Source organism: Pseudovibrio sp. Ad46 (assembly GCF_001623065.1).
In the GTDB taxonomy this organism is placed as follows: domain Bacteria; phylum Pseudomonadota; class Alphaproteobacteria; order Rhizobiales; family Stappiaceae; genus Pseudovibrio.
Genome location: NZ_LMCG01000040.1, coordinates 133,252 through 152,742, shown reverse-complemented (window position 1 = coordinate 152,742; position 19,491 = coordinate 133,252). Strand labels below are relative to the sequence as shown.

Below are 19,491 nucleotides of genomic sequence, written 5' to 3'. Positions count from 1 at the left end.
TTTAGTGCAGGGACCAAGCGGAAGCTGGTCACCCGATGGGCGTCTACACTGGCAGCTGCAGCTGTCAGGGACAAGTCAAACTGTCCTTTACAGCAACTGCCCAGAAAGGTGTATTCGAAGCAAAGCCTTGTGTTTTGTGAGACCTCACGTTGATGGGTAGGCACCTGCTCCCAATGCCTTTTGGTGGAGACCTTGTTTCATACAAAAACGCCCGGGCAAGGCGACAGCCAATGCCGAAGAAACTAATTTATATACAATGCGCAGGTATTGCCTGCTCGCCTTGCCCCTCCCGTTTCTCGGGATTTTAGCTTCACCACTGCATGAGAGGTCATGCGGTGCTTTTGGTGCTTGTGGTTTTACTCGCCAGCGACTGGCCTCTCAGCTGTCTTGCTGTCCCCTTTGTGGAACAGCTCGTAGATATCCTCCAGAGAGACACCTTTGGTCTCTGGTGCGCGGCGGATGGCGTAGACGGTTCCGATGCAACAGCATATGGCGAAGAACAGGAAGATCTCGGTGATCGTGAAGAGCTGGTTCAATTTGGGGAAACCGAACACAACGAGGAATGTGAAGACCCAGTTGACGGTTACCGCTACGACCATGCCTTTGGCCCTCAGGTAATTGGGGAACACCTCTGACATGTAGACCCATGGCAGCGGCCCCATGGAGAGGGAATAGGAGATCACGTAGAGGCAAAGACCTGAGACGGACAAAGCCGTGCCAATCCCGTCCCCCATGAGGAAACCTCCCACAATCAGGAACTGAGAGAGTGCGCAGGCTGGCAATCCGTAGACCATCAGAGGCCTGCGGCCAACGCGATCAATAAGGAGCAAGCTGGCAGCTGCGGCCAGAGCAAGTGCTGCACCAAGACCGACCGTTGCAGACAAGCGGCTGGCTTCCTCAGAAAATCCCAGGTCACCGAAAAGCTCCGGTGCGTAGAGGATGACCGCATTGATGCCACTAAGCTGTTGAAACAGGAAGGTGAAGACACAAAAACTGGTGATAGGCCGGTTACGTGGATTGATGAGGTCCAGCCAGCCCCCCTTTTGGTCTGCGACTTCGGCGAGGTCTTCCTCAATCCGCTTCACGTTGCCTTTGACCCACGCCACAGATCGGGTTGGTTCAATCTTTTCAAAGACGGCCTCTGCCTCTGCCGAGCGCTTTGCCATGACGAGCCAGCGCGGGCTTTCGGGGGCACTCCAAATTCCAAAAAGCAGAAACGCTGCAGGGATCGCAGAAAGGAGAAACATGAACTGCCAGCGATTAATGGCTTCTGCGCTGTAGCCGAGATCAAGCGTGATCAGATTGGAGAGGTAGCCAATCAAGACACCAAAGGAGATCATGAACTGAAACGCGCCAAGCATACGGCCTCTGATCTTGCGCGGTGCAATTTCGGAGACATATTGGGGGCCAGCCATTGAGGACAGGCCAATCCCCATTCCGATGAGAGAACGGGCGAATGTGAGGATGAAAAGGTCTTGCGCCACACTGGATAAGACAGCTCCGGTGATAAAGAACAGGGCTGCGATGATGACCGTTGACCGTCTGCCAAATCTATCACTGAGATAGGCGCTCAGGTAGGCTCCGATCAAACCGCCGATAGACAAGGATGCGACCAGAAGCCCTCCCCAATACGCAGAGAATTCAAACTCTGCTTTGATGGGCTCATAAGCGCCAGCGATGACGCCTTCGTTGTAGCCATAGAGCAAACCACAGAGTACGGCGATACATGCCAGGAGGATAATCATGCGCATTCCCTTTAAAGACCAAGGGAAAGTATAGGCGGAGGTCTCTAACCATCCGGAGGACACACAGCCCTGAATTGAGCTGTTTTTCGCAAGACCCCAATAACGATTGATCATATGCGGGAAAGAAAACCTAGATCGTTTCAGTGTCGCGATGATGATCCAGCGGCTTAAAACCGCACCTGTTAGGAATTACAGCATTGAGCTTTTCGCGGCCTTTGCCTTCAATTAAGCTTCCCGTCGCATGATCAGCGCAAGGCCTTCCCAAGCGCTTCAACCTTTGGCAACCAGGACTTACCATGATTGTTCTTCAGGATTTCCCCGCAGCTCGTTTTGATGAGTTTCAGATCATTTCCGTCTCTGAATACGCTCAGGACCTGATGGATAATCGCAGAATGGAGGAACAGGCCGCGCTGAAGAAAGCCGAGGAAGGCTTGTCAAAGGCCTTTCCAGAGGGGAAAAGCAACAAACACAATAAGCTGCTGAGCATCGTCAACAAAACGAAGGCTGGCGAAGTGGAAGTTGGGTTTCTCTGGTACTCCCTTCAAGATGATGCGTCTGCCTTCATCATGGATTTTCTGGTCTACTCAGAGCACCGTGGCAAGGGGTATGCCTCCAAAGCTCTTGAGGCGTTGAAGGCGACGTTCAAGAAAGATGGCCTGACGCGGATTGGACTGCGTGTTGCCCCAGACAATCACGGTGCCATACGCACCTATTACAAGGCTGGTTTTAACGTAACAGGCTGGAATATGTCCTGCGAGGTTTGAAGCGCGAACCATGCTCTCGCTGATTGACGTTTTGTTGAAGGGACTTCATTTCCGTTGAGGGCTGGTGGCTGCTAGGGTTTTGGAAATTCCAATGCATGACCTGATTTAAGGATCTGAGATGATTGCACGCAAAGCTGCAAAAGCCCTTGCCGTTCTTCCTTTGCTTTATGCTGTGAGCCAGCCTGCACAGGCTGCTGAGACCGAAACCGCTATTTTTGCTGGTGGTTGCTTCTGGTGTATCGAGTCCGACTTTGACAAGATCGAGGGCGTTCTTGAGACCACATCTGGTTACACGGGTGGCCGCAGTGCAAACCCGACCTACAAGCAGGTTTCTGCTGGTGGCACAGGTCATATTGAAGCGTTGGAAGTGAAGTTTGATCCGGCCAAGGTGTCTTATGAAGAGCTGCTAACAGCCTTCTGGCATTCCGTTGATCCAACTGATGCTGGTGGTCAGTTTTGTGATCGTGGTGAGAGCTATCAGACAACCATCTTTGCGACCTCTCCTGCGCAGCTGAAGGCTGCAAAAGCCTCCAAGAAAGCGCTTGGAAAATCAGGTGAGGTGAACCGCCCGATTGTAACACCGATCCGCACTGCAGCTCCGTTCTATGATGCAGAAGATTATCATCAGAACTACTATGAGAAAAACCCGATCCGCTACAAGTTCTACCGCTATCGCTGTGGTCGTGATCAGCGCGTCAAGCAGGTCTGGGGTCCAAATGCTTACAAAGGTATCCCCGGCGAGCACTAAGGGCTTAGTATAGAACTCAAGAAGACCAGAGGCACTGCTCTGGTCTTTTGCTTTTAGGTGTATTGTCGCAGGTCAGAAGGGGGCCCTACTCTTCGTAGTACATGCGATAGATCCCTCCGGCAGAATCATCAGAGATCAACAAGGATCCGTCGCCAAGCTCGACCACGTCTACCGGACGGCCCAGATAATCGCCGCTGGCATCAATCCAGCCAGTTGCGACAATACTTGGGGCTCCAGCTTCTTCTTTCTCGTTGATGGGCACGAACACCACACGTGCGCCAATTGGCACTGAGCGGTCCCATGAGCCGTGCTGCGCGATGAAGACGCCGCCCTTGTATTCTTCAGGGAACATATCGCCCTGATAGAATGTCATGCCCAAACTTGCGGCATGGGCGTCTAACTCGACTTCCGGGTTCACCACGCCACTTGGGACAGGCTCGTCGATGTAATGCGGGGTACGGACCGTTCCGCCGCCATACCATGGGAAACCGTAGTTCTTGCCCGGCTCGGTGCCTTTGTTCAGCTCTTCGGGCGGGATGTCATCTCCCATGCCGTCCACCTGATTGTCGGTAAACCAGAGATTGCCGGAGTTTGGATGGAACTCCAGGCCCACGGAGTTTCTGATCCCGGTCGCATAGACCTGACGGTCCATACCATCTGCGGTGATGGAGATAATGCCGCCGATGCCGAGGCTGTCATAGAGTTTCAGCTTCATCTTGGGCGGGACGTTGTAAGGCTGGCCAAGAGAGATGTAGATGCGGTCATCCGGACCCTGATCACACACGCGGGAGGAGTGATTATAGCTTTCTTCAGAGGGAGGGATAAGCATGCCCTTGCCGACCAGCACCTTCACTGCTGGCTTGCCCTGCTCTTTATTTTCCAATGCGTTCGGAAAACTCAGAACACGGTTTTGCTCAGCAAGGACTAATGAGCCATCTTTTGTGAAGCAAACACCATTTGGGATGATGAAGGATTGATCTGGAGCGAACTGGCGAACTTCTGCAGCTTTCTTGCCCTCTTCATCCGGAGTAACGACCCAGACTCTGTCCGTGGTCGTCCCTACAAAGACAGTTTTGCCATCAGGCGCGACGGCCATATGGCGGGCATCTGGCACGGCTGCATAAGGTTCGATGTGGAAGCCTTTGGGCATGACCACAACTTCAGCGTTGCGAGCCAGAGTTTTCTGTTCTTCAGAGACCTGCTCCACAAACTCTGTTTTGACACCATCGACCATTTTGGTGGTCGTTGCCGCCAGAGATGTGGTTAGCAGCAAGGCGTAAGCGCACCCTGTCAGGACTCCAAAGAGAACGGGCTTTGTGGTGCACATCGTTTTTTTCCTTCCTGAAGGGCTTAGAAATTTGACTGAGAAAATTTATCGGAATATTTGAAATGCTCTGCCTTTTTGAGCCGCCACTATGCGCTCATTCAAAGTCTGAGGAGAATACTCAGATATGACGGGAATTCGGTTTATAGAACCACAAAAATTGAAGATATTCACTTAGCGGAAGTTGCGTTTTGTGGTGCTAGAATACGACACAACGTAAGTTTGAAAGTGTGGACAAAGAACAAAGGAAAGGTGCCCACTTGCAATTGCCTCATTTTCGTGCCAAATCCTACGCATCATCAAGAGAAGGGCTGGCGCCCTCGCCAACCTGCCTAACCGGGCAAGGTGGTCTCCGCCAAAAGGGATGTGGTTTCGAAGTGAGGACGCTGTCTTCATCATTCGTAACAACCAAGCGGTAGTTTCAATGGATTTTGCGCCAGTCCTCCTCGGGAAACCGATGGAGGATTTAATGTTTGATATTGCTGGTCAGCCACAGTCTGCATGGCAATCGTATGTATCTGAATATGTGCCTCAATCTTTGAGGGAAGCCGTCGCACACCTTGCCGACGAGTTTACTGCTGCCTATTTGCTGGATTGCTTGATTCTGGAGAAAGGACTGCGCAGTCGGTTGCTTTCCAATTCAACCCGACAGCCGAATACGCCGCTGACCACCGACGAGCGCTCCGACAGGTTTGCTGTGCTGCTTCGGCTTTGGGCAGAAGGCTGCCACACGGTTGTCGACGAGCGCTTGTTTGCGGATACTGCACGCCGCCGTCCTGAAGAACTGGAAGCCTTGCGTGAGTACTTCAGGCAAAACGCGCTGCGCTCGAAAAAGAAGTTCCCGAGCTAGGTAAGCTGCACTAAAATAAGAACTGATTTAAGCTGCGCGGCTGCCGAATTTTGCAGGAGGCGTGGCAAATGGGTCTGCGAACATTGCAAGCCACAGGCTCTGTGCGATGCGCTGTGCAGTTGCTAGAAGAAGCGGTGCGGCTTCTGGTGAGAAAATCGCATAGACTTCGTCTTCAAACAGGTCCATCCACTCATGGAAATTCTCAGTGGTGACCCCTTGAATCCTCGCGTGAGCGGGAACCGGCTTGCCTTTATACGATCCAGTTTTTAGCAGCACTGACGCCCAAAAGTGCTTCATCTTGTGTAGATGCGGACCCCAGTCCTCGCCCATCTCTCTCAGGAAGATCGGCCCAAGCGTTTCATGCTGGCGGACCTTGCCGTAAAAACTCTCAACCAGATGATTAATCTGGGCAGGTGTGATGGAAGGATCAAGCGGTGTCCGTTCACGCGCTGACATAACGGGAATTTTTGATGACACTGCTTGTTTCCTGTTCCTGGTCCGCGATCCGCTTAAGCCTTGTTGTATTTAGCACGTTGCTCTTCAGAGATCACAATCGGTTTGCCGTCATCGTCAACAGCAACAAAGGTGAACTGAGCATTCGTAACCTTCTCGCGATAACCAAAGCGGTGGCGCAAAGCCCAGGCCTCAATGGCAAGCGTTACAGAGGTTCTGCCAACACGGAGCACATTGGAGTAGACACACATTACATCGCCCACTTTAACAGGGCGGATAAAGGTCATGCTGTCGATCGCAACAGTCACAACGCGCTCCATGGCGCACTGGCTTGCTGCAATACCGGCGGCAATATCCATTTGAGAGACAACCCAACCGCCGAAGATATCGCCAGAAGCATTGGTGTCTGCCGGCATCGCCATTGTGCGCGTGGTCAGTTCACCAATTGGCTGCTCTTCTTCGACAGCGTCTCTTGTATCATTCATAGTTCTAAAGCTCCGTAGATCCACCAGAGGAAATGCTATGCATGGCGAAGCTCAACTACTCAAGCAGGGATCATCGCCATATGGAAGCAATCAACAACCTGGGTCGCACATTTCTTGGTGTTGGCCCGAGCAGTTTCAGCAACGCATTCATCTACTGCATTCTCGAATAATTTCAACCAGCTGGCAATATCATCGCTGCATACCTGCTTTGCAGCACCACGATACTTGCCAAGTGGACGGCCAGAATAGCTTCTGTCTTTCATGAGAGCGGAGCACCAGAATCGCACGGCCTGAGCTTCGTAATCCTCCCAGTCGCACTTCATGCTATTTTGGTAGACTGATGCCAGCTCGCCATTGTGACGGAGTTTTTCTGAATGACTGGCAACCAAAGCACGCACTTGAGAATGCGTCAGGTCAGGATGGATTGGTGTGCACTCGTCCTGCGGGCGAATGTCAAAATGCTGATAGGTCATCTCGGTGTTTCAGGAGCCTTGTAGGGACAAGGCCCATGCCCTTCTTGTTACTTCGGGTCACTTTTACTCAAATACCGAGTTTAAAGCTCTGCGGCAGCTCGTAGCACCTCCGGCTTTTCGAGGCAGTAATATCCAGAGAGGCGGCTGATTACACCTTCTCTCTTCCAGACATTGAGGACGCGGCTGACGTTCTCCCGAGCCCCACCAGCCATATTGGCGATTTCAGCCTGAGAGATCTTATAGTGAACAAGAATTTTGTTGCTGTCGACTTTTTTGCCAAATGTTTCAGAGAGTTGCAGCAGCGTCTGCGCAACCCGGCCATTGAGTGGCAAGAAGGACCGTGCAGCGAGTGCATCGTTTGAACGACGCAGGCGAGTCGCTACGATCTGCAGCATGTGACGGTAAACAGCGGGGTTTTCATCGGCGTAGCGATAAAATGCAGCTTTGGAGATAAATGCAAGCTGGCTTGGCTTGAGTGCCGTAACGGTAGCGGAACGCTCACTGCCGTCAAGCAAAGCAATTTCACCTACCAGAGAGCCCTGCCCGAGAACTGCGAGCAGCTGCTCACTGCCATCCAACGAGACGACGGAGACTTTCATGCTGCCTTCGATGATTGCGTAACAACCATTGCCCGGATCTCCGGCCTTGAAGAGAACTGCGCCGGATTTCAATGACATAGGCTGAGCTATCTCAGAGAGACCGTGTGCGTGTTCCTCAGCCAAACCCGACAGTGAAAAGCTATTTTGAAGGAGTTCTTTGAACTTTGTCATCTTGCCACAAGATCCTGACGCGCCGTAGATTCAGTTTTTTAGTTTAAGCTGCATCAATATAATTGATGATTTTAATTAGGTCTATCATGCGGCCATTTTGTGACCGGAGTCACAGAGATGTTCTTTAGTTTTAGGCAAATTAGGGGTGTTCATAAATACCCCAACGTTTATGGCAAATTCAAAAGGAACGATCTCTTCAACCGCAGGAAGAGATCGTTCTTAGAACAAGAAGATATCTTTTTCCATCAAAAGAAACGGAAATTCCTCACTTATCAGGAACTTCAGCTGGTTCTCACGGGATGAGCTCTGGCGTACGTTTTTCTTTTTGACGGGTTGGGCCTGCTCTTCAGGATAGGATGGCCGACATAGGACCATCGCCGAATCCTGTGCCTCATTGATTCCGTGCCAGAAGAAATCTCTCAGATCCGTGTCCTCATCAGCCATTGGCAGATCTGGTCCTGAGAATATAGTTTCCAATCCGGCTTTGGTGGCGCGCTTTGAAATGGAGTTGCTTGATCGACTAACACCAGCAGGCAGTACCAGTGCAGGCTCTCGCCCTGTCATCATGCTGAGCACCGTGATGAGCGCTGAATGCACGGCAGGATGCTTTGCGAGATTTCCCTGAATGGCAACAAATGCTGGCGGACGGGCATAGACCTCTTCGAACAGATCCACCTGTGCGGCGATCTCAGCGGCAATCGCCTCTTCCGGCAGCATCTTCATGGGGCTGCGCATTGCATACCACCACGGGGCGGGGAACGTCTCTCCGAATACGGTCCGGCCAAAATCGGTGAGCGGTCCGGCGGGCTTTGTCAGTGTGACTGTCAGACCGACCATGGTTTCATGTTCGGCCCAGGCAACCACGTCACGCAGCTGATAGAACTCCCTCGACCACATCTTGCCAGTGACAACGCAGCCTACAGCAGAAAGCCGACCTGCGATGATTAGATCGCAGATCGCCCGGTCAACACCGTAGCTTTGCCCAAATTCGAGACTCGTCAAGAGGATGCGCTTCATCGCGCGGATCTCCCAATCCAAAAGGTTCAGGAGTACATTTAACAAAGCCTGCAAATTTAACGCAACGGAATCTCAGCTGTTTCAGTTGGATTTCAGGGGCTGTTTCGGGTCTGATAATCGATAGACCCGTACATTTTCAATAGCGGTTTTTCCGAATAATCCCTTATTCTCTCGGGGGATGGTCTTCAGCAGCTCAACCTGATTGAAGTTAGTTTTCAGCTTTTGTGAGCGGTCTCTTCTTTCCTCGGTGACGTACAGCATGTCACTATTTTCGGGATTTTGGAGATTATCGGGAATCATTGCATAGCGCATTCGCTCAGGAATTCCGTAGACTTTGAGGTCTGTCTTCTTGAGCGCATCCGACATTTGGCCAGTCAAACCATAGCTGGTTGTGCCAATCCAATTGATGTCATTCGCGTCTGCCAACTCGGTTAGTTCATCCCCAATATCTTGCCAGCCGCGCATCTGGTGCGTTGGATCTTTACGGCCCAGAGATGTGTTGAGCGGGGTGTAGGCGTGGATATAGACCACGCCAGCGACAACGACACCCAGGCCGACTGTAGTCGGGGCAAGCACCTTGAACCAGCGACCAACATTGGCAGGCGGATAAGCTGCTGCAATACCAGCGAACATGGCAAGTGTCGGATACATTGGTGCTGGCCAGTTGCCCTGAACACGCGAATGGAGTGAATGGAAGAGTAGATAAATCAGGAACGGCAGGACCGTCAGAACCAGCAGGCTGGCCGTGTTGTCTTGCTTTATCATTTTGCGGATGACGCGCCACGCACCAACCATCGCAATGATAAAGACGAGCGGGCTCAGTAGGCCTGCAACAGCGCCTATGAACTCGCCAATGTACTTGACGGAGTACCCTTCCGGTACAGAACGCCCAAACTGCTTTACAAAAGAAATCCACTCATGCTGCGAGTTCCAGTAAAGTACTGGAGAGAAGATTGCGATTGCCAGTGCTCCGCCGAGCCACAACTGCCAGGACAGGAAGTATCTGCGGTTCTCCGGCACCCACACCAGCCAGAGAATAATCCCTACCCCCAGAAACAACACGGAGTATTTTGAAAGAAGGCCTAATCCTGCAAAGATACCAGCCAGAATCCACCAGTTCGCATTTTTGGATACCGTCAGCTCTGCCATGGCCCACAAAGCCAGTCCCCAGAAGAAAACAGAGGGTGCGTCAGGCGTAGCTAACAGTGAGCCGACACCAATCAGCAAACTTGCGTTGAAAAACAGGACTGTCCAGCCAGCGACATGGGCGTCATATAGAATTTTTGCAGTTCGCCAGAGGGCAAGGGAACCGATTGCAGCAGACAGGATACTGATGAAGCGAACGCCAAGAGCCGTGTCACCGAACAAGGATTGACCAAGCCAGATCCAATAAGCGACCATTGGCGGGTGGTCGTAATAACCCAATGCAGGATACAGCCCCCACAAACGATAGTAGGCTTCATCCTCAACCAGATCGACATTCATACCAGTTGCCAGCCGCGCCAAAGACAGCACGGCGACAATCAGGATCAGATTGGTCGGGCGCAACCAAAAGCTCAGCGGCTTTCCTGCGGGATTGTCCTGCATTTAAATGCTTTCCTCAAAGTGCTTTAACTTTGGTTTCCTGCGTTTCTTCCTGTGAAAAGCTTCTCTCGCTATTCGAAGAAACGCTTTAGCCTTTGCGCCATGTCAGAGCGTTGGAAACAACGTAGTTCCAAACCGCACCCATAACAGCACCAGCAGCACCAGCAAACCACCAGATTGGTTTGTTCGTGTAGATCAACTCTGCCACACCAACGTTTGCCAAAATACCAAAGCTACAGATCACATAGAATGTGAGCAGACCTTTGATCCACGCAAGCCCTGTCAAACGACGGTCGCGATAGGTCAGGCGGTTGTTGAGGAAAAAGTTTGAGGACATGGCCACAAAGGTCGCAACCAACTGAGAGAGGCCAAATGGCATGCCGAAGGCGGCAAGAAAGATCTTCAGTGCGATAAGGTGAACGACGACACCTGTTCCACCGACCATGGAGTACATAAGAAAGCGAACTGAAATCTTGTCATCGAAGATTTTGGAAACCAGCAGGCCGAGGTAATCCATGGTCACTAGTGTATCGAGCTTGCTTTCACCATGCTGACGCTCACGAAAAACGAAAGGCAGTTCTTTCACACGCAGAGCGCCTTTTCCGCTGGCGACAATATCGAGCATGATTTTGAAGCCTTGGGACGACAAACGCGGAGCGAGCTCAACAAACCTGTCACGACGCAGCATGAAGAAGCCGCTCATCGGGTCGGACAGTTCCACTTTAAGAAACTTACGTGCCAGATTGTTGGCAAGATTGGAGCCCCATGCACGAATTGAGGACAAACCCGTCCCAACATCCCCACCTTCCACATGGCGGGAGGCAACGCAGATGTCGTAGCTTTCAGAACGAAGTGCTTCGAGCATCTTGGGCAACAGGCTCTCATCGTGCTGAAGGTCAGCATCCATCACAGCTACAAATTTGGAGCTGGAGGCCAGCATGCCTTCAATGCATGCGCCGGACAAACCACGACGACCAATACGCTGAACAATGCGAACACGCGGGTCTTGCTGCGCAATGTCAGCAGTGACTTTAGAGGTCCCATCTGGAGAATTATCATCAACAACAATAACTTCCCAAGCTACACCAGCGAGCGCTTTATCCAGCAGCTCAACCACGATGGGAACGTTTTTGCTTTCGTTATAAGTCGGCAATACAACAGTTAACTCTGTTGGACCTGTAACGCGACCTTCGGATTTGCTGATTTCAGTTGGTTCGTAGTTGGTGTTTGACACCATGATTTCTCCAGTGTGCAGACCTTCCTTTGCATGCGTAAGGGAATGGTCCTTCCATTTTTTGGGGCGACCTTAGCTTCTCTTGACGCTATTGCAAGTATTGATTGGGAAATTTGCGCCGGATTGCACCCGCTTCGCGCCTTGCCCTCCCCTGCTCAATGGGCTAGGAGACAGACAACAGCATGCTTCCCTTGGTGCGTTCTGGGGACTTATTGCGGGAAGCGCTTGCAACAACCCTTTTATTTCATGGATGAGACGGCCTCATGGCAAAAAAGAAAAGTGCCAAGCTCAAAGCTCGTTTACCGCGTGGATTTGTAGATCGCGGTCCAGCTGAACTGCAGGCGATGGAGCAGATGCTCTCCGTTATCAAGCAGACTTATGAGCTTTACGGCTTTGAGCCCGTGGAAACTCCAATGTTCGAGTACACTGATGCTCTTGGCAAGTTCTTGCCAGATCAGGACCGTCCGAACGCTGGTGTGTTTTCGCTACAAGATGATGACGAGCAATGGATGAGCCTGCGGTACGACCTGACCGCGCCCCTCGCCCGTCATGTGGCCGAGAATTTCGAAAGCCTGCCAAAGCCTTACCGCAGCTACCGCGCTGGTTATGTATTCCGGAATGAGAAGCCAGGACCGGGTCGTTTCCGCCAGTTCATGCAGTTTGATGCAGATACGATTGGTGCACCTTCTGTCTCTGCTGATGCTGAAATCTGCATGATGGCGTCCGACACGATGGAGCGCCTCGGCATTGCTCGTGGTGACTACGTGATCCGCGTGAACAACCGCAAGGTTCTGGACGGTGTGATGGAAGTGATCGGCCTTTCCGGTGACGAACACGCTGAAACCCGCCTGACCGTTCTACGGGCTGTCGATAAACTGGATCGTCTTGGTGTTGAAGGCGTTAAGCTGCTTTTGGGTGAAGGCCGTAAAGATGCTTCCGGCGACTTTACCAAGGGTGCTGGCCTTGGCGAAGCGGAAGCGGAAAAGGTTCTTGCCTTTGTGGAAGCTGGCGGGGAAACCACTGACCAGACCATCGAGAACCTTCGTGGTTTGATCGCAGACAGCAAAACTGGTGCAGAAGGCGTTGAAGAGCTAGCAACCATGGGCAAGCTGTTTGATGCAGCTGACTACACCGATGGCCGTGTTCTCATTGACCCATCTGTTGTGCGCGGTTTGGAATACTACACCGGCCCTGTTTATGAAGCTGAACTGACCTTTGAAGTGAAAGACGATAAAGGCCGCCCTGTGCGTTTTGGCTCTGTTGGTGGTGGCGGGCGTTACGACGGCCTTGTTTCCCGCTTCATGAGCCAGCCTGTGCCTTCTACCGGCTTCTCTGTTGGTGTTTCCCGTCTGATGTCAGCACTCACTATGCTCGGCAAGCTTGGGCAGGAAGAAGTTGCAGGCCCAGTGGTTGTATGTGTGATGGACAAGGACGTTGACTCCCTTGCGCATTACCAAGCCATGGTTCAGGAGCTTCGCACTGCTGGTATCCGCTCAGAAATGTATCAGGGCAACCCAAAGCAGTTTGGCAAGCAGCTTCAGTACGCTGACCGCCGCAATTCACCTTGTGCCATCATTCAAGGCTCGCAAGAGCGTGAAGAAGGCGAAATTCAAATCAAAGATCTCATTGAAGGCAAACGCCTTTCTGCCGAGATTGAAGATAACAAAACCTGGCGTGAGAGCCGTCCTGCACAGTTTGCTGTGAAACGGGATGATCTTGTTGCAGAAGTGAAAAAGCTTCTGGCCGCACAGGAAGACGATCGCAAAAACCAAAGCGAGAACTAATATGACCTTGGGGGATAACCGCAGCGTGGCTTTGGGCCAGCTTTTTCGGGATGCAGGTTATGAAGAGGCAACCCCGCCAATCTTACAGCCAGCCGATATCTTTTTAGATCTGGCTGGTGAAGATCTCCGGCGGCGCCTTTTCCTGACTACAGGGGAAGATGGACAAGAGCTTTGCTTGCGTCCAGATTTTACTATTCCGATTGCCCGACATTATCTGGAAACAGGTATCGCGGGTCGTACTGCGGCATTCTCTTATGTTGGGCAAGTTTTCCGACATCGACCTGGGCAACTGGGTGAAACCATGCAGGCTGGTGTTGAATCCATTGGCCGCGAGGATGAAGAACAAGCTGATGCGGATATGCTGGCGCTTGCTCTAGAGACTGCTGATAAGCTGGGCCTGTCCTCCCCACGCATTCGAGTGGGTGATGAAGGCCTGTTTACAGCTGTTCTGCAAGCGCTTGAGATTCCAAAGGTTTGGCAACGTCGTCTGCGTGATGTGTTTGGTGAGCGTGACCGGCTGGATCAGGTTATCACCCGAATGAGTGGTGTTGAAGCCAAGCCGGATGCGAAGCTGGGCTTTCTTGCTGCTCTTGAGGGGCGGGACCCAGAAGCAGCTGTGGCTGTTGTTGAAGATGTGCTTTCACTTGCGGGCATTTCTGCTGTTGGTGGACGTACAGCTCACGAAATTGCTGAGCGCTTCATGGAGCAAGCCGCCCTTTCTGCTGGATCAGGCGTGGACAAGGATGTGATCTCGCGATTGAGCGAGTATCTCAACGTGTCCGGTCCGCCACCTGCGAAAGCGGTTGAGACCTTGCACGGGTTTGCCAACGAGACCGGGCTTAATCTGGATGCCTCTATTGAGCGTTTGGCGAAGCGTACCGACCTGATGGCAGCGCGTGGCATTGACATTTCAAAGCTGGAGTACTCCGGTGATTTTGGTCGCCGTCTCGATTACTACACCGACTTTGTCTTTGAAATTCATCATGAAACCAGTGAACATCTTGGACAGGTGATCGGTGGTGGTCGCTACAACAAGCTGGTGGAACGTCTTGGTGCGCCAAGTACTGTGCCTGCTGTTGGCTTTACAATCTGGCTGGACCGCGCTTTTGAGGGAGCAAGCTGATGAGCTCTAATCTTATTCTTGCGATACCGTCCAAAGGCCGCCTTCAGGAAATGACCCACGCGTTCTTCGCGCGGGCTGGTTTGAAGGTGAAGCGTCCGGGTGGTGATCGCAATTACCGTGGGACTTTGAAGGGCGTGGACGGCGTTGAGATCGCTTTCCTTTCGGCCTCCGAGATCGCGCGTGAGATTGCTGCTGGTACGGTCCACTTCGGTATCACCGGAACGGATCTGGTCAACGAGAACATCGACCGCCCCGAAGAAAAGACGCATATCATCACCGCTCTTGGCTTTGGCCATGCGGACGTTGTGATTGCGGTTCCAACGGCGTGGATTGATGTGTCCACTATGTCCGATCTTGCTGATGTTGCTTCTGATTTTCGTGCGCGGCATGGTCGCCGCCTGCGTATTGCGACTAAGTATGTGAACCATACTCGGCAGTTCTTCGCGGAAAAAGGCATTGCGGATTACCGCATTGTTGAGAGTGCTGGCGCGACTGAAGGTGCACCTGCTGCTGGTTCTGCTGAGTTGGTGGTGGACATCACTTCAACTGGTTCTACGCTGAAAGCCAACAATCTGAAGATCCCTGAGGATGGTGTGATCGCCAGGTCTCAGGCACACCTTGTGGCGTCCAGAACAGCCAACTGGAATGAGAGTGCTTTGCAGGCCGCCCGTTTGATGCTGGACCGGATCACGGCGCAGGATAACGCTCACAATTTCAAAGAGATGCGTACTGTTGTCGCAACCCCTGCAAAGGTGCTGGAGAAGGTTGCTGCTCTTGGCTGTGTTGCCCCGTTCGGCATTGAAGGTTCTTCTTTAGTCCTGCATTGCCCTGCTGCCAAAGTGCCTGAATGTGCAGACATGCTGCGCGAAGAAGGAGCACAAATGGTGACTGTGACGCCGCTGGAGTATGTGTTCCACACAGCAAACCCGCTGTTTGAGCCTCTGGCACAAAAAGTCGCAGGCTAACACCTAAACCACTGAGAAATATTTTTGAACGCACCTCTGACCGGGGTGCGTTTTTTATTGCGTTGATTTGCGTTACTTGTGAGATTTCTGCGTGTTTATGTATCTATGACATACCTGAAGTAACTTCAAAATACTTATCCATCTAATTTATGTAAATTTAGCGATTTCTTTGAGTCACCTAGGCACAACCTTGAAGTGCATTTCTTATATGTGCTCAATGCACATATTTAAATATTTATGAAATTCGAGGAAAACAGATGGCTGCAGATAAAATGCCTCTTGAAGGCGATAACAGCTACGGTTTCAAGCGTGGAATAGGCATCGACTATTTTGGAGGAGCGCCTGGAATCACTACCATTCGTTTTGATGGTGACCTCACACTAAGCGATTTCAAGATCCGCCTCGAAGGTGGCGATCTGGTATTCTATCTGATCGACCCGGCTAACCCGAACCAGCCGCTTAATGAGATTGCTGACGTTTTTTACTTTGATAATTGGATTGCTGGTGATCACGGCATCGAACGATTTGAATTTGCTGATGGGACATCCCTGTCAAAAATTGCCGTACAAAGTAACGGACGTCTGAAGCTCTATGGAACCGATGGAGATGATGCCTTTATCGGAACTTCCGATAGAGATGAGATTTACGGTAGTGAAGGTGCAGACACGATTGATGGCAAAGGCGGTACCGACATCGTCAACTATCTTCTGTCCGATGCTGGCGTGACCGTTAATCTTGCGACAGGTGAAGGCTCTGGTGGCCACGCGGAAGGCGATCAGATCTCAAATGTCGAGTCCATCATTGGTTCTTATCATGATGATGTCTTGATTGGTGATGATGGCAACAACAACCTGTTTGCTCAGAACGGCAATGATCACCTGGAAGGTGGAGCCGGTGATGATTGGCTCAACGCTTATGGCTCTGGAGCGGACTACCTTGATGGCGGCTCAGGAAACGATACTGTACGCTATCGCTGGTCAGGATCTGGGGTTACCGTGGACCTGACCGACCAGGCAAACAATGCTGGTGATGCTTCTGGTGACGTCTACGTCTCCATCGAAAACGTGATGGGCAGCAACAGCTACGGTGACCACATCACAGGCGATGCTGGTGACAACAAGATCTGGGGCTACGGCGGCAATGACACGCTGGAAGGTGGCGATGGGAACGACACTCTCCTTGGCGGAAATGGCAACGACATCCTGAAAGCCGGTAATGGTGACGACTATCTCGACGGTGGCGCTGGAGACGATGAGTTCAACTACGGTGAAGGTACCACTACCTTCCGCTATGACCTTGGCAATGGCAACGACACCATTCACGTCAACCACGATGTAGATTCTTCCTACAATGACAAAATCGTCTTTGGCCCAGGCATCTCCCCTGATGAGATCACGGTAACTCGCCAGGGAGAAGGCACAGATAAATATGGCACCGAACGCAATGATCTTGACCTCCTGCTGACATTCAAAGATGGCAGCACCTTGCTTGTCAAAGAAGCTTTTTATTATGGACCGAATGGCTTTGCCTTCGGAGAACTTCAGTTCGCAGATGGCACTGTCTGGAACTGGGAAAGCTTCAACAAAATGCGCTTTGAAAACGCTGGTGACGAAGGTGAAAAACTCGCTGGCACCTTGGGCGATGACGTGATTGATGGCCGGGGTGGTGACGATGATATCATTGGTTATTCAGGAAATGATCACCTAATCGGCGGTGCCGGAAACGACACGCTTGAAGGTGTCGAAGGAAATAACCACCTGGAAGGTGGTACTGGCGATGACACGCTAAAAGGCTCTATTGGCAACAACATTCTCGATGGTGGCGATGGCAATGACACTTTCTTTAGCAGCACAGACGGCGAGGATACAATTATTGGTGGGAGCGGAGACGATTCCATTTATACGTGGAGTGGAACTGCGATTGTTGATGGTGGAACAGGTGATGACGATATAGATATATCTAGTTCAACCGTCACCATTCATTACGATCTAGGTGATGGCAATGATACTGTTGACATCAAGCACTCTGACGATAGCTCTTACAACAATAAAGTTATTTTTGGAGCAGGTATATCACCTGATGAGGTTACTGTTACGCGTGCAAGTAGCACTTCAACCACCCTTCTGCTGACTTTCAAAGATGGCGGGACGTTGCGTCTCTACGATGTTTTCCACTATGGACCAAATCACTTTACATTTGGCGAACTCCACTTTGCAGACGGCACTGTTTGGAACTGGGAAAGCTTCAACAAGATGCGCTTTGAAAACGCTAGTGACGAAGGTGAAGAACTCGCTGGCACCCTGGGCGATGACGTGATTGATGGCCGGGGTGGTGACGACACAATCGACGGTTACTCCGGTGACGATCATCTCATTGGAGGTGAAGGGAATGATGATCTCTTCGGTGGAGAAGGTGATGATCACCTGGAAGGCGGGGCTGGCAACGATAAACTGAACGGCTGGACGGGCAACAACATCCTCGATGGAGGAGATGGCAACGATACAATTTACAGCGCCACTGATGGAGTAGACCAGATCAAAGGGGGAAGTGGTGACGATAAAATTCTTGCTTGGAGTGGTTCTGCCGTTGTGGATGCAGGAACAGGAAACGATAAACTTTACATCTCAAACGCAAAAGTCACACTCCACTACAAGCTTGGAGATGGCAATGACACAGTTGATTTAGCGTACTCAGGCGAGTTGCAGAATGAAAGTCATAAACTGATCCTTGGCGAAGGTATCTTGCCAGACGAAGTTTCAGTGACACGCTTCACAGGTACTTCAAAAAGCATCTTACTCACATTTAAAGATGGTGGAACAGTAAACCTGCTATCTGTCATTGATCCTGATATATTGCGCCTAAACTTCGGTGAAATCGAATTTGCCGATGGCACAATTTGGAACTGGGAAAGCATCAATGAAAGGCTTCTTGGAGGCTTGAGTGATGAGGCAGACCATCTTCGAGGCACTACTGCTGATGATACCATTGATGGGCTCGGAGGTGATGATATCATCTTCGGTGACGATGGAAATGATCATCTAATTGGCGGTGCAGGCAACGACAAACTGAATGCCGGCGAAGGTGATGATCATCTTGAAGGTGGGGCAGGTAATGATACACTCGAAGGATATAGAGGCAAAAATATCCTTGATGGCGGAGATGGTGACGACGTTATCGTTAGTTTTTCCAGCGAGAGTAACGAGCTACTCGGAGGTGCGGGTGATGACAACATATTCGCACATGGTGGTTCATCCATAATTGAAGGCGGGACAGGCGACGACTTCATTATCTATCGCAGTAAAGATGCCACATTCCTTTATAATCTGGGGGATGGCAATGACACACTGGAAGCAACTTCTCCTACAGTTCAGCCAAACAAGATTGTATTTGGTGAAGATGTCTCGCCGAGTTCCGTTGTTGATGCTTACGTGGCAGAGCAGGAGGAGGATCTCCTGCTGACATTTGCTGATGGTGGGACAATCATCATCAAAGAAGCTTTTAACCGTCAAACTTCGCAGTTCGACTTTGGCGAGCTCCACTTCGCAGATGGTACGATCTGGACCGGAGATGACATTAGCCAGAAGCTTGAAATGGCAAGTGCAAGCCAACCTGATGAGATAGTTACTCAGATTACACTCTCAAGCTCTGATGAGTTTTACTCTACTACCTTAGCCGAAGATCACATCATCTTTGCCGGTGCAGGTGATGACATCATTGAATCTGGTGGTGGTGATGATCAAATTCATGGTGAAGCCGGTAATGACACTCTGACTGGAGGCGAAGGCAGCGATGCGTTCTATTTCGGTGCAAACTTCGGCAAAGATGTCATTACAGATTTCACTGCGGGAGCAAATTCTGTCGACACCATCCACTTCAGCGAAGGCACCTTTGGGAACTTTGAGGATGTGATTGCGGCAGCAAGTGACGTTGGAACTGATACTGTCATCCAGCTTGATGAGGGAAACTCTATAACTCTGCAGAATGTAACGATTACTGATCTGCATGCAGATGATTTTGCGTTCGCTTCCTGAGTAGTTATGTAATCAAGTGCTTTGAGCTCCGGCATTTCTATGTCGGAGCTTCACAGTAGGAAGTGGTAAATTTTGAAAAGACGTTTTCAAAAATATACCACTTTCCATTACAGCAAAAGAACAACATCACATTCATACATG

General features: G+C 51.1%; 16 protein-coding genes and 1 riboswitch. Of the genes, 7 read left to right on the top strand and 9 right to left on the bottom strand.

What is annotated here, in order from left to right:
• Window positions 1-356: 356 nt before the first annotated feature.
• On the bottom strand, window positions 357-1,745 hold the full coding sequence (locus PsAD46_RS07675) for a sugar porter family MFS transporter (RefSeq protein ID WP_063306647.1): 1,389 nt from the start codon (window positions 1,743-1,745) through the stop codon (window positions 357-359).
• A 296-nt stretch (window positions 1,746-2,041) separates the two neighbouring features.
• Here PsAD46_RS07675 and PsAD46_RS07670 point away from each other — a divergent pair, with 296 nt between their 5' ends.
• Both PsAD46_RS07670 and msrA read left to right on the top strand, forming a co-directional pair.
• Window positions 2,042-2,509 (top strand): GNAT family N-acetyltransferase, encoded by a 468-nt coding sequence (locus tag PsAD46_RS07670; protein WP_063287156.1) that lies wholly within the window; start codon window positions 2,042-2,044, stop codon window positions 2,507-2,509.
• Between the two features lie 118 nt (window positions 2,510-2,627).
• Window positions 2,628-3,257, top strand: a complete 630-nt coding sequence (gene msrA / locus PsAD46_RS07665; RefSeq protein WP_057463732.1) for a peptide-methionine (S)-S-oxide reductase MsrA — start codon at window positions 2,628-2,630, stop codon at window positions 3,255-3,257.
• A gap of 85 nt (window positions 3,258-3,342) precedes the next feature.
• Here msrA and PsAD46_RS07660 read toward each other — a convergent pair whose 3' ends face one another.
• A complete protein-coding gene (locus PsAD46_RS07660) occupies window positions 3,343-4,584 on the bottom strand; it encodes a PQQ-dependent sugar dehydrogenase (RefSeq protein ID WP_063306538.1) in 1,242 nt (413 codons plus the stop codon).
• 288 nt (window positions 4,585-4,872) lie between these two features.
• Window positions 4,873-5,003: riboswitch (SAM-I-IV-variant riboswitch) on the top strand.
• A 47-nt stretch (window positions 5,004-5,050) separates the two neighbouring features.
• On the opposite strand from PsAD46_RS07660, the gene PsAD46_RS07655 reads away from it, so the two are divergent.
• The gene (locus PsAD46_RS07655) at window positions 5,051-5,431 is read left to right on the top strand and encodes a hypothetical protein (protein WP_208980504.1); all 381 of its coding nucleotides are present in this window, start codon (window positions 5,051-5,053) and stop codon (window positions 5,429-5,431) included.
• A gap of 27 nt (window positions 5,432-5,458) precedes the next feature.
• On the opposite strand, the gene PsAD46_RS07650 is transcribed toward PsAD46_RS07655, so the two are convergent.
• From PsAD46_RS07650 to PsAD46_RS07620, 7 genes are all read right to left on the bottom strand, one after another.
• Window positions 5,459-5,908: a group III truncated hemoglobin gene (locus PsAD46_RS07650; protein WP_244273181.1), complete on the bottom strand. Its 450-nt coding sequence runs from the start codon at window positions 5,906-5,908 to the stop codon at window positions 5,459-5,461.
• 32 nt (window positions 5,909-5,940) lie between these two features.
• Window positions 5,941-6,369, bottom strand: a complete 429-nt coding sequence (locus PsAD46_RS07645; RefSeq protein WP_057463735.1) for an acyl-CoA thioesterase — start codon at window positions 6,367-6,369, stop codon at window positions 5,941-5,943.
• 59 nt (window positions 6,370-6,428) lie between these two features.
• The gene (locus tag PsAD46_RS07640; RefSeq protein ID WP_063293700.1) at window positions 6,429-6,842 is read right to left on the bottom strand and encodes a group III truncated hemoglobin; all 414 of its coding nucleotides are present in this window, start codon (window positions 6,840-6,842) and stop codon (window positions 6,429-6,431) included.
• 80 nt (window positions 6,843-6,922) lie between these two features.
• The gene (locus PsAD46_RS07635; protein WP_008552228.1) at window positions 6,923-7,612 is read right to left on the bottom strand and encodes a Crp/Fnr family transcriptional regulator; all 690 of its coding nucleotides are present in this window, start codon (window positions 7,610-7,612) and stop codon (window positions 6,923-6,925) included.
• Window positions 7,613-7,831: 219 nt separating this feature from the next.
• Window positions 7,832-8,629 carry a ChbG/HpnK family deacetylase gene (locus tag PsAD46_RS07630; RefSeq protein WP_208981724.1) on the bottom strand — a complete coding sequence of 266 codons (798 nt, stop codon included), beginning with the start codon at window positions 8,627-8,629 and terminating at the stop codon, window positions 7,832-7,834.
• Between the two features lie 81 nt (window positions 8,630-8,710).
• Window positions 8,711-10,216 (bottom strand): glycosyltransferase family 39 protein, encoded by a 1,506-nt coding sequence (locus PsAD46_RS07625; RefSeq protein WP_063306537.1) that lies wholly within the window; start codon window positions 10,214-10,216, stop codon window positions 8,711-8,713.
• A gap of 85 nt (window positions 10,217-10,301) precedes the next feature.
• Window positions 10,302-11,450, bottom strand: a complete 1,149-nt coding sequence (locus PsAD46_RS07620; protein WP_063293697.1) for a glycosyltransferase family 2 protein — start codon at window positions 11,448-11,450, stop codon at window positions 10,302-10,304.
• A 260-nt stretch (window positions 11,451-11,710) separates the two neighbouring features.
• Here PsAD46_RS07620 and hisS point away from each other — a divergent pair, with 260 nt between their 5' ends.
• The 4 genes from hisS (at window position 11,711) to PsAD46_RS07600 (ending at window position 19,350) form a co-directional block, all read left to right on the top strand.
• Window positions 11,711-13,231, top strand: coding sequence for a histidine--tRNA ligase (hisS, locus tag PsAD46_RS07615; RefSeq protein WP_063293696.1), 1,521 nt, complete (start codon window positions 11,711-11,713; stop codon window positions 13,229-13,231).
• Window positions 13,232-13,256: 25 nt separating this feature from the next.
• Complete coding sequence (locus PsAD46_RS07610) at window positions 13,257-14,354, top strand: ATP phosphoribosyltransferase regulatory subunit (RefSeq protein ID WP_063306646.1); 1,098 nt, start codon at window positions 13,257-13,259, stop codon at window positions 14,352-14,354.
• Window positions 14,354-15,319 (top strand): ATP phosphoribosyltransferase, encoded by a 966-nt coding sequence (hisG, locus tag PsAD46_RS07605; protein ID WP_063306536.1) that lies wholly within the window; start codon window positions 14,354-14,356, stop codon window positions 15,317-15,319. Before PsAD46_RS07610 ends, hisG begins: the two co-directional genes overlap by 1 nt.
• A 257-nt stretch (window positions 15,320-15,576) precedes the next feature.
• Window positions 15,577-19,350, top strand: coding sequence for a calcium-binding protein (locus tag PsAD46_RS07600; RefSeq protein ID WP_063306535.1), 3,774 nt, complete (start codon window positions 15,577-15,579; stop codon window positions 19,348-19,350).
• Window positions 19,351-19,491: the final 141 nt, after the last annotated feature.